This is a genomic window from Flavobacterium piscis (assembly GCF_001686925.1).
Lineage (GTDB): Bacteria > Bacteroidota > Bacteroidia > Flavobacteriales > Flavobacteriaceae > Flavobacterium > Flavobacterium piscis.
Genome location: NZ_LVEN01000027.1, coordinates 625,130 through 637,276, shown reverse-complemented (window position 1 = coordinate 637,276; position 12,147 = coordinate 625,130). Strand labels below are relative to the sequence as shown.

General features: G+C 36.7%; 5 protein-coding genes. All 5 read right to left on the bottom strand.

Annotated elements, in window-relative coordinates:
- Positions 1–7: 7 nt before the first annotated feature.
- The 5 genes from FLP_RS13110 to FLP_RS13090 all read right to left on the bottom strand — a co-directional run bounded on the left by FLP_RS13110 (position 8) and on the right by FLP_RS13090 (position 11,735).
- Positions 8–2,527: an Ig-like domain-containing protein gene (locus tag FLP_RS13110; protein ID WP_065449936.1), complete on the bottom strand. Its 2,520-nt coding sequence runs from the start codon at positions 2,525–2,527 to the stop codon at positions 8–10.
- A gap of 6 nt (positions 2,528–2,533) precedes the next feature.
- Positions 2,534–7,963, bottom strand: a complete 5,430-nt coding sequence (locus tag FLP_RS13105) for a beta strand repeat-containing protein (protein ID WP_065449935.1) — start codon at positions 7,961–7,963, stop codon at positions 2,534–2,536.
- Positions 7,964–8,635: 672 nt separating this feature from the next.
- The gene (locus tag FLP_RS13100) at positions 8,636–10,018 is read right to left on the bottom strand and encodes an MATE family efflux transporter (protein WP_065449934.1); all 1,383 of its coding nucleotides are present in this window, start codon (positions 10,016–10,018) and stop codon (positions 8,636–8,638) included.
- A 125-nt stretch (positions 10,019–10,143) separates the two neighbouring features.
- Entirely contained in the window at positions 10,144–11,016 is an 873-nt protein-coding gene (locus FLP_RS13095; protein WP_065449933.1) for an AraC family transcriptional regulator, read from the bottom strand.
- A gap of 176 nt (positions 11,017–11,192) precedes the next feature.
- Positions 11,193–11,735, bottom strand: a complete 543-nt coding sequence (locus FLP_RS13090; protein ID WP_065449932.1) for a cysteine hydrolase family protein — start codon at positions 11,733–11,735, stop codon at positions 11,193–11,195.
- Between the last annotated feature and the right edge of the window lie 412 nt (positions 11,736–12,147).

Genomic DNA, 12,147 nt, shown 5'->3' with positions numbered 1-12,147 from the left:
ATCATTCTTATTTAACTCGTTGACGAACCATGGGATTTGAAACCACCTCGCATCTTTTTGCCGTTACTACAGACACATTGGTTGGAACAGATTCACATACTGGACCACCAGGGTAATTGGATTGAGATATGCGTCGGTACTGGTGCGTTACTGTTTGTGCAGGCGGCTGGTAAAAAGAATCAGTAGCTCCGGCTATTGTTGTCCAGCTAATTCCATCTAACGAAGATTCCCATCTGTAAGAAATATTTGTTCCTGTTCCTGCAGAAGCAGAGTTAATAAAAGCTGGTAATTGTCCGTTGCATACGGTTTGCGAAGCGGCAATTGATCCGCTTGTTGGTAAATCTAGTATCGTAACCGTAATAGTCGTTTTTGGCCCTTCGCATAAACCATTTTCCTGACTTACATAATAAGTAAAAATTCCGGACTGATTTGTTAAAGGAACCGGCGCTATTGTCGAAGAAGATCCATTTAAAGTAGTGTACCATAGTAAAGTATTTCCGGGATCTGCTGTGGCAGTTAATGAGACAGCCGAAGCATTCTGGCAATATTGAATCGTTGCTGTGGCCGCAGGAGCAATTGGTGCAGTATTTATAGTTTCTGAAATTGTATTATTGGCCGTATTATCAGAAGGTGTCAGAGGTTCCAAATTAGCACCTGTATAACAATTAGCAGGGTCAGTTGCACAAACATCAGTATAAGAAACAGTGGCAGCGTTTACATAAGAGATAGTACCAACTGCTGGTGTAATAGAATAAGTAATGGGATAATCCGGTTCATAAACAGTACCTAGTCCTGCCAATGTATGATCGTTGTCATCAATAGGAGATCTGGCTACATAAGTATAGGTTGTTTGTCCTGCTGAAGGAGAATCTGGCGTAATAAATTTTGACCATCTTGCTGTAGTAGAAACACCAGAATTATCGAAACCACCGGGAGTTGCACTATCATCATAAGTATAAGTTGACGGAACTGTTTTTGTAACTGCAATACGTTGTCCCGCAGTTCCTATTCTTCTATATGTTGCAGGTGTTGTTCCTATATTGGCAACTCGAAGTTTAAATTGATTGGTTCCGGTAACACAAAAATTATTTGATTCTTCTATAGCCACTATGTCAACATTTTCTGCGAGTACAGGTACCGCAACTTCTGCTATGTTGTTTCCCAGATCTTCATCTGTAATGTCTGTTGGAGATACTTCGGCTCTATTGTTCAGGATATTACCTGTCGGAATTTGGTTGGCGGCCAGTTCCCCGGTAATTATAATCCGGCCTGTACTATTGGCCGCCATATTTAATGTTCCGCTAAACTGATTTACAGCCGAAGTGACAGGCAAATTTGTACCACTTAAAAAACCAGTATGTGAAATGCTAGTAATGGCAAACATAGAAGGCGCAATTTGATTTCCGTTAACATCAGTCAATACATCTGCAAAATCGATATTTTGCAAAGCTGCCGGCGTATCGTTTACAACATCAATATAATATGTAATCTGGTTCAAACCTGAACCAGTAATCGCTTGTAAATAACTTTTATCAGTTTGTTTTGTTATTCGAAGGTTTCCGGGTGTTGTTAAAGTTAAATTACGAACTTCGTGCAAATTGACTCCGGCACCGGTAGAAGCTGCGAAACCTACTGACAATAGTTCTGGAGGAGGCAATGTTGTGGTATAATCTACTAATTGAACAAAATCACTATTAAGAGCTGTTTTCCAGCGCACAGTAATACGATAGCCTCCCATAACGGGCTGCATTTCAATTTGAATTCTTCTATAAAAAGTATTATCGTCAGGTCTTGAGCTTACAGTTGTATTATAATCAAGTTCGTTGTCTGTCCAATTTCCCTGAGTAGTAATAGGCACAATGTTATGTCCATTTAAAATAGTTACACCCGTTAAAAAAACATTTGATTGTGTTAAATCAGTATCATTTGTCGGACCACGAAGCGATACGGCATTTGGGCGAATTCCTACACCACCATTTTTAGGTCCGAACACGGTATTAGCATAATTTCCTAAAGCATCAAAGCCAATACCGATATAACCACCTCTTAATCCATATGTTATCCCTTCATCTGTATTTGAAGTATATCCTAAAGCGCCACCATAAGCTCCAAGCCTGAAACCATTAGCTTCAACAGCGGCAGCATCAAATAAAAATACCCCAATACCATCTGCACCGTCAAAAGAATCGGGAACATTTCTCCACATTTTATATTCAAAATCCATTACAACTCCCAGAGTTGATGGAAAGGATTTATTTACATACGCATACCCCCCCTGATTCGTAGTAGCCTTTGTGAGACGAAGCCACCCTGCACCTAAAGGATCGTCAATTCCTGACGTCAGATAAGCAGTTCCGTTGATTCCACCACTCCCGCCGATAATAACATCCGGAGCAGTATTTTTTTTAAAATCATCCTTAAAAGTAAATTGCGCATTTACTTTAACAATAAAAAATGGAGAAAACAAGGCCAAAAGAATCAGCAGTTTAAAATGATATTTTTTATGATCTGTTGAGTTGACTCTCATAATGTTCTATTTTAATACAAATACAATATTCAAATAAGAAGTCGGTGTGCCTGAGCCAATAATATCATAGGTTAGAATACCATTATCATCAATACTTAAATTGGCAAAAACAGTTGGATCAAAATAGGTAACATAGTAGTAAAGATCAGTGCTATTCGGCATAAATGGAATATTAACAGGAGCACTAGTACTTTTTACCGTTACGTTTGTAAACTGATTGATATATTCCTGATATAAATTCTTAGTTAATCCTGCTGTTATTACACTAGTATCGAATGTAATGGCGGGCATAAAAAAGAATTTGGGCATAGCACCGGAACTGTTTTTTAACACTCCGTTTACATCTGTAACAACCACTTTATCAGTAACTGTTGTTGAGGACTGTAAACCTGCAACAGCCAAAGTATTACTAGCATTTGTAGTAATAATTGTTGGCGTCTCTAATGGTCCTCCCAATACGACATCTCCACCTCCTGCTCCCTGAAGGCCATTATGTGCATTTACATTAAACAATGTTTGAGGATCGGCCCATTGCAATTGAGTATTAATACCATTTCCATTGGTCATTAGTATTTGATTAGGAAAACCACTATTTCTGGGAAAAACATAGCCTCCTTCAAAAAGACCACTTGTATTAGCAAATATAAAATGTACTCCTAAATTAGATGTCGTTAAAATGGATGCACTTTGACCAGTTATACCTTTAGTATATATTGTTGCAGCTCTATCTTCGACCGCTATAACACTAAGGTCCAAAGTAGGATCCTGATTCGCTACTGACAGATGTGTTGATGGTCCGCCAAGAATAGCACTATTAACCTCTAAGCTATGGATTTTTCCATCAGGGGCAAGAATTGTGGATCGGAAATCCCCATTTACATCCAGTTGTTTATCTGAAGTTTGCTTATTTACTGCTACCCGACCCATTTGATAAATATCTTCCGTATTTAATGTTGCTTTGTCTAAAGTTGTCTGACTAAACCAGGGTTCAATTGTCAAACCTGTTTTATCTGCAAAAAGAGCACCATCGGTTCCTGCTACAATGGCATTATTAGTATCCATTGAAACTAAATTTACAGGAAGATTTGTAGCATTTTCATTGGCGTAGGACAGCGTACCGTTTGAAAGTCCTAATGTTGTGATAGTTTCGTGCTGTTTTATTAAAGCTGCAACATCCAAAACCGTTGAACCTCCGTTCTCATCAACATAAGTAATAGTTCCGGCAATTGTATCTTGCGAAATTGAAGTCAAAGTCTCAAAATTCGGAATCATGGTAGAGATATTCAAAGCATTTGCTGTTCCGTCTTCATCAGTATAAGTCAGGATTCCCGTGGCGGCATCAAAAGTTGCTGAAGTCAGGGTTTCATGTTGGGCAATTAATGTTGCAATATTCAAAACAGTTGAACCTCCGTTCTCATCAACATACGTAATGGTTCCTGCTGGAACATCCTGAGAAATTGAAGTCAGGGTTTCGAAATTGGAAATCATCGTAGAAAGATTCAAAGCATTTGCTGTTCCGTCTTCATCATTATAAGTCAGGATTCCCGTGGCGGCATCAAAAGTTGCTGAGGTCAGGGTTTCATGTTGGGCAATTAATGTTGCAATATTCAAAACGGTTGCCGTTCCACTTTCATCAACATAAGTAATAGTTCCCGCTGGAACATCTTGTGAAATTGAAGTCAGGGTTTCGAAATTCGGAATCATCGTAGAGAGATTCAAGGCATTTGCTGTTCCGGCTTCATCAGTATAAGTCAGGATTCCCGTGGCGGCATCAAAAGTTGCTGAAGTCAGCGTTTCATGTTGTTTGATTAACGTCAGGATATCCAAAACAGTTGAACCTCCGTTTTCATCAACATATGTAATGGTTCCCGCACTTGTATCTTGAGAGATGGAAGTCAAAGTCTCAAAATTCGGAATCATCGTAGAGAGATTCAAGGCATTTGCTGTTCCGGCTTCATCAGTATAAGTCAGGATTCCAGTTGCAGCATCAAAGGCCGCTGAAGTCAGGGTTTCATGTTGGGCAATTATTGTTGCAATATTCAAAACGGTTGCCGTTCCACTTTCATCAACATAAGTAATAGTTCCCGCTGGAACATCTTGTGAAATTGAAGTCAGGGTTTCGAAATTCGGAATCATCGTAGAGAGATTCAAGGCATTTGCTGTTCCGGCTTCATCAGTATAAGTCAGGATTCCTGTTGTCGCATCAAAAGTTGCCGAGGTCAAAGTTTCGTGTTGCTTGATCAATGTTAGAATGTCCAGAACAGTTGAAACTCCGTTTTCATCAAAATAAGTAATAGTTCCGGCAATTGTATCCTGAGAAATACTGGTCAAAGTCTCAAAATTCGGAATCATCGTTGAAAGATTCAATGCATTGGCAACACCGTCTTCATCATTATACGTCAGTATTCCTGTTGTTGCATCAAAAAGAGTTGAGGTCAGGGTTTCATTTTGCTTGATTAATGTTAGAATATCCAAAACTGTCGAAGATCCATTTTCATCAACATAGGTAATAGTTCCCGCTGTTATATCCTGAGAAATACTGGTCAAAGTCTCAAAATTCGGAATCATCGTTGAAAGATTCAATGCATTGGCAACACCGTCTTCATCATTATACGTCAGTATTCCTGTTGTTGCGTCAAAAACAGCTGAAGTCAGAGTTTCGTTTTGCTTGATTAATGTTAGAATATCCAAAACAGTTGAAACACCTTTTTCATCAACATAAGTTATTGTTCCCGCTGGAATGTCCTGAGAAATTGAAGTCAGGGTTTCGAAATTCGGAATCATCGTAGAGAGATTCAAAGTATTGGCCGTTCCCGCTTCATCATTATAAGTCAGGATTCCGGTTGTGGCATCAAAAGTTGCAGAGGTCAGGGTTTCATTTTGCTTGATTAATGTTAGAATATCCAAAACTGTCGAAGCTCCTTTTTCGTCAACATAAGTTATTGTTCCCGCTGTTATATCCTGAGAAATACTGGTCAAAGTCTCAAAATTCGGAATCATCGTTGAAAGATTCAATGCATTGGCAACACCGTCTTCATCATTATACGTCAGTATTCCTGTTGTTGCGTCAAAAAGAGTTGAGGTCAGTGTTTCGTTTTGCTTGATTAACGTCAGGATATCCAAAACAGTTGAACCACCGTTTTCATCAACATACGTAATGGTTCCTGCTGGAATGTTCTGGGAAATTGAAGTCAGGGTTTCGAAATTTGGAATCATTGTCGACAGATTCAATGCATTAGCAGTTCCCGCTTCATCATTATAAGTCAAAATTCCGGTTGCCGCATCAAAAACAGCTGAAGTCAGAGTTTCGTTTTGCTTGATTAACGTCAGGATATCCAAAACAGTTGAACCACCGTTTTCATCAACATATGTAATAGTTCCGGCTGCAACATCCTGAGATATTGAGGTCAGAGTCTCAAAATTCGGAATCATCGTAGAGAGATTCAAAGTATTTGCTATTCCGGCTTCGTCATTATAAGTCAGAATTCCAGTTGTGGCATCAAAAGTTGCTGAGGTCAGAGTTTCATTTTGCTTGATTAATGTTAGAATATCCAAAACTGTCGAAGCTCCTTTTTCGTCAACATAAGTTATTGTTCCCGCTGGAATGTCCTGGGAAATAGAAGTCAGGGTTTCGAAATTCGGAATCATCGTAGAGAGATTCAAAGTATTTGCTATTCCGGCTTCGTCATTATAAGTCAGAATTCCAGTTGTGGCATCAAAAACAGCTGAAGTCAGGGTTTCATTTTGCTTGATTAACGTCAGGATATCCAAAACAGTTGAACCACCGTTTTCATCAACATATGTAATAGTTCCGGCTGCAACATCCTGAGATATTGAGGTCAGAGTCTCAAAATTCGGAATCATTGTCGACAGATTCAATGCATTAGCAGTTCCCGCTTCATCATTATAAGTCAAAATTCCGGTTGCCGCATCAAAAACAGCTGAAGTCAGAGTTTCGTTTTGCTTGATTAACGTCAGGATATCCAAAACTGTCGAAGCTCCATCTTCATCTACATAAGTAATGGTTCCTGCCGCAACATCCTGAGATATTGAGGTCAGAGTCTCAAAATTCGGAATCATTGTCGACAGATTCAATACATTAGCGGTTCCCGCTTCATCATTATAAGTCAGGATTCCAGTTGTGGCATCAAAAACAGCTGAAGTCAGGGTTTCATTTTGCTTGATTAACGTCAGGATATCCAAAACAGTTGAACCACCGTTTTCATCAACATATGTAATAGTTCCGGCTGCAACATCCTGAGATATTGAGGTCAGAGTCTCAAAATTCGGAATCATTGTCGACAGATTCAATGCATTAGCAGTTCCCGCTTCATCATTATAAGTCAAAATTCCGGTTGCCGCATCAAAAACAGCTGAAGTCAGAGTTTCGTTTTGCTTGATTAACGTCAGGATATCCAAAACTGTCGAAGCTCCATCTTCATCTACATAAGTAATGGTTCCTGCCGCAACATCCTGAGAAATTGAGGTCAAAGTCTCAAAATTCGGAATCATGGAGGAAAGATTCAGTGCATTGGCTGTTCCGGCTTCATCATTATAGGTCAGGATTCCTGTTGTAGCATCAAAAGAAGCAGATGTCAGGGTTTCATTTTGCTTGATTAATGTTAGAATATCCAAAACTGTCGAAGCTCCTTTTTCATTAACATAAGTTATTGTTCCCGCTGGGATGTCCTGGGAAATAGAAGTCAGGGTTTCGAAATTCGGAATCATCGTAGAGAGATTCAAAGTATTTGCTATTCCGGCTTCGTCATTATAAGTCAGAATTCCAGTTGTCGCATCAAAAGAAGCTGAGGTTAGTGTCTCATGCTGTTTAATCAACGCTGCAGTATTTAAAACTGTCGAAATGCCCTTTTCATCAATATAAGTAATAGTTCCTGCTGCAACATCCTGAGAAATAAAAGTAAGAGTTTCTACAAATGGAACTATTGAGGATAAATTTAAATTTGTTGCCTGCCCTCTTTCATCGATATAAGTAAAAATATTGGTTACAGGATCAAATGATGCCGAAGTCACGGTCTGATAATCATAAACAATTTTTGCAATATCAATTGTAACCGGAATAGCAGATTCATTAGTATAAGTTATGGTTCCATTGCCATTATCAACAAGATTAGTTATAGTTTCAGACGTACCCAATCTTATCCATTTATTACTATACCAATAGTAATATCCAGGCGTAACATCTGAGTTGGTTTGAGTATTAAAAACTAAAAGACTATTTACATTGCCATTAGAAATTGTCGTTATATCTGAAGTGCCATTTAAGGCAACTCGTGGAATCAATATTCCTTTATTGTTGGCTACAATATCCAATTGTGAAGATAAATGAGGAGCTGGTGTTCCTATTCCAACCTGAGCTTCAGCCTTTATAAAAAATAGTAAAAATAATAAACCGCTTAATAGTAGTAGTCTTTTCATAGTCAATCAAAATTTAATTAATGATTATAAAACTTAACAAACTGCTTTAAAGTAATTTTTGTTAAAATGGTATTGTTGAAAAAGCGTGTAACTTTCTATTTAATTTTTAAAATTTTAATTAAATAAAATTGGTGGATGTAGTACAATGACAGAAAAAGTGCTTGTAGATGATATGTGTTCTTTTGAATATTACAAAGTAATATAAAAAAACCGATATTTTAATACTTTTAACAGGAAACTCACTTCAATTTAAATTTACAGAATAAAAATATTATAATTTTAACATATTGAAATTGAACTACATAAGTTTATATTTTCAATTCTGATTTAGAGCTGGGTTTTTCAATAAGATTTATGATAATAGTTTTAATTAATAATTAAGAGAGTTCATTGAAGTTCAGAAATCTTCCAGTTGCCAATTAAACTCAACTTTTTTTACGTCAAATAGTTTTATTTATATTAAAGTTTAAGAAGAATTAAAATAAATTATATTAATCATTTAAAACTAGTTACTATTCCTAAAAGAGATCAAAAATCAGAATTTTTATCTCGAAACGAAATCGTGTAAAATAGCTAGAAAAAAAACATAGGAAATTAAGGGTCTCAAACTTAAGATTTGCTCCCTTCTCTCCTTTTAAATATTAGAAAATTATGTGCAATAACTTTCTAATATTAATTCTTAGTTTCAGATTTTTTCCATTGGTTTTCCAGGGTTTTATTCATTACATATCTGAATCTTAAATATAGTAAACCAGATGATGTTAACAATCCCAGAGTCAGGCCATACCAGATTCCCTTTACTCCTGCGTCAAAATAAATTCCTAAAAAATAGGCTGCGGGCAGCCCAATAACCCAGTAAGCGACAAAGGTTATGAAAGTGGGAATATTAACATCCCCCATTCCTCTTAATGTGCCTAGTCCAACAACCTGTGTACCATCAAAGAGCTGGAATAGTGCGGCAATTATCAATAATTGAGAAGCAAGCGCCACAACATTTGTATCATTTGTTATTAAATAAGGCAGATATTGATTAAAGAGTGTGAAAATTACAGCAAAAAACAGCATGAAAATAATTACTAAATGATAGGATGCATAAGCAAAACTCTGGAGCCTTTTGTAGTTTTGATTGCCAAAGCTATTTCCAACTTTAATAGTAGCAGCTGATGCAATTCCACCTGCCATCATATACGTCATTGCGGCAAGTGTTATTGCTGTCTGATGCGCAGCCTGTTCCATAGCGCCTATATGACCGGCCATTAAAGCAGCAACGGCAAATACTCCAATTTCAAATACATACTGCATCGCTACAGGCAATCCTATTTTTACCACTTTTGCCATTTTTGAAAAATCAACAAACTTAACGGAGAAATGCTTTAGATAAACGCTAAAATTCTTTGATCGAAGTACATACCACATCATCACCAGCATCATTAAAACCCTATCTATCAATGTTGCAATTCCTACCCCGCGAACTCCCATTGGTTCTATACCAAACATTCCCTTTACCAAAATCACTGCGATAATTACGTTAAGTACATTTCCCCATATCGTTACAGACATAGCTTGTTTTGTAAAACCCAGTCCTTCTGCAAACTGCTTGAAAGTTTGAAATATCATTAAAGGCAGAATCGACAAACTTAAAATAAGTAAATAAGGTTTTGCCGTTTTTACCACCTGAGGATCCTGGTCTGTGTGCTGTATGGCAAACATAGAACCATAATACACTGCTAAAAAAAGAAGAACTGCAGCCGCGACATTCAGCCATAAGCTGTTTGACAGAAGCTCAGCACATTCCTTAAAATTTGATTTTCCATTTTCTTGTGCAATTAATGGTGTTAATCCGTAAGCAATCCCTAATCCAATGACTAATACTACCATGAAAACAGAATGAACCAGCGAGACTGCAGCTAATGATATCGTTCCTGCATAATGGCCAATGATAACTGTATCAAGAGTCTGTACAAGGGTATGACCCAACTGGGAAATTACAACAGGTCCTGCAAGTGCTATTGTACTTTGGTAATATATCTTATTGGATTTGTATTTTTTGATCATATTAAAAATTTTACTGCCCTGAGGCAGATTGAAATGTAATGCAACTGCTGTGGTCTAAAGTTTCATTTAAAGTAAGCAATTCTTTTGTTTTGGATTTTTCTTATTCTATAACAACCTTAAAAATACTACGAAAATATACCATTTTGGTAATCTGAGAGGAACTGGCTGCTGGTTATTCCTGTCTGAGTTTTAAAAAATCGCATCATATGTGCGGGTTCTGAAAAATGAAGATCATAGGCAATCTCAGCAATAGTCTTTCCGGAATGTATCAGGTCGTTTTTTATCTCAAAAAGCAGCCTTTGTTTCAAGAGCTCCGTCGCGGTAACATTAAACTGCTTTTTCACGCAAGTATTAATTGTAATTCTGCTCACATTCAATAAATCTGCATAATGATCAATTCGCTGCTGTTGCCTAATATGTATTTCCAGTAACTGTTTAAACTGGTAAGCAAAGTTATTTTCTGTCCTGTCAATCGAAAGATTGTGTGTCTCAGCGTATATTCTGTTAAACTTCAAAAGCAGGTAGTATGTAAGTGACCGAATGATATGAATGCTGTCTGTTTTGCTGTTAACAAGTTCATATTTAATTTCCATCAGCTGATCAAGTGCTTTTTGAAGTTCTTCCCTTTCGATACTAATTTGTAAAGGATAACTCAATTGATAGAAATACAAAAGGCGGTACGTAAAGAATTTGTCTGAGAAAAAGTCATTAAGAAAATTTTCCTGAAAAACCAGAACTGTAAAATCCAATCCCTCTTTCTCTAAAGCCCATTTCCTTTTTTGAAAAGGTGAAATAAAAACGATTGTATTGTCCGTTATATTGATTTTCTGCTGATTTAAAATCAGGGTTCCTTTGGCAGTTTTAAAAAGCAATATTTCAAAAAAATCGGTATTGAAAGTATCACGCTCCAAATACCTCTCACTCAGCTTATCGCTGTGCAATACATTAAGAAGCACTTCAACACCGCATTCTGTTTTATGAAATTTGACTGTTTGCATTTTGTTTAATCGTAAACGAATTAAAATCCGTTTTATTTACGTTCTTTAAGGAAGGATTGAATAGTATAATTACGGCAAATTTACAACTTCATTTACAAATTACCTTCAAAACAAAAAAATGAGCCATAATAATTTACAGCTCATCTTAAAAAAGGGGTTTCCTTACTTACACTTATTTATGACAGCAAATACTCTTGTGTTGTTGTAATTTTTGCATAAAAGAATTCTAAGGCTGCCAAAAATGCATTATGAACATCTTCTGCCTTTACCGTTTTACCATCAATTTCTAAATCTCTTGTAGCGCAGGCATCTCCAATTACTGTACATTCAAAACCAAAGTCAACAGCAGCCCTTGTACCTGCGTCAATGCACATGTGAGTCATCATTCCCGCGATTACCAAATGTGTAATTTCATTTGACTGAAGATATTCTAATAGATCCGTGCCCCTGAAACTATTAGGAAACTGTTTCGTGATGACTTTCTCTCCTGACAGCGGTTTCACATTCTCATGAATATCTACTCCTTTTGTTCCCGAAACAAAAAAGGGAACACCTTCTGCTGATATATGCTGCACATGAATAATCGTTCCATTTTGTGTTCTAAAATGCTCTAGCAGTTTCTTAGCGTTTTCACTTGCCACAACAGGATTTACAAGTTCTAATGCTCCGTTTTCAAAATATTCTTTCTGTATATCAATTAATAATAATGCCTTATTCATTTTAGTTTTTCTTTAAAATTATATGGGACAAAATTAAAACTTACAATAGTGCTAACAGATGCCAAAGCATTACCAATACATACCATTTTGATAAGCGGCGACATTATGTACGGTATTCGCTATTCACTAAACCCGCTCCACTACAACGCTCCTTTATGGTTTTTGTATTAATTCTTTATTTAAAATTAAAATATTCGAAAATTGACTCTCATGAGGTCCATTAATAGTTATGTTCAATCTACTTACAGGGCTATTATTAATGCTTTGGATATTATCTTTTTTGGTATAAATTAAATGCTGCCTAGGATTTATTATCTGAATATCCAAGAAACTAAAGCTAAAGTAAAATCATGTAAATCATTGGTTTAATTATATAATCTTTTGTGTGTTAGGATGATGAAATTTGTTTTAA

Coding starts and splice junctions, on each gene's coding strand:
- FLP_RS13090 (WP_065449932.1), bottom strand. CDS start 11,735: ATGAATAAGGCATTATTATTAATTGATATACAGAAAGAATATTTTGAA.
- FLP_RS13100 (WP_065449934.1), bottom strand. CDS start 10,018: ATGATCAAAAAATACAAATCCAATAAGATATATTACCAAAGTACAATA.
- FLP_RS13095 (WP_065449933.1), bottom strand. CDS start 11,016: ATGCAAACAGTCAAATTTCATAAAACAGAATGCGGTGTTGAAGTGCTT.
- FLP_RS13110 (WP_065449936.1), bottom strand. CDS start 2,527: ATGAGAGTCAACTCAACAGATCATAAAAAATATCATTTTAAACTGCTG.
- FLP_RS13105 (WP_065449935.1), bottom strand. CDS start 7,963: ATGAAAAGACTACTACTATTAAGCGGTTTATTATTTTTACTATTTTTT.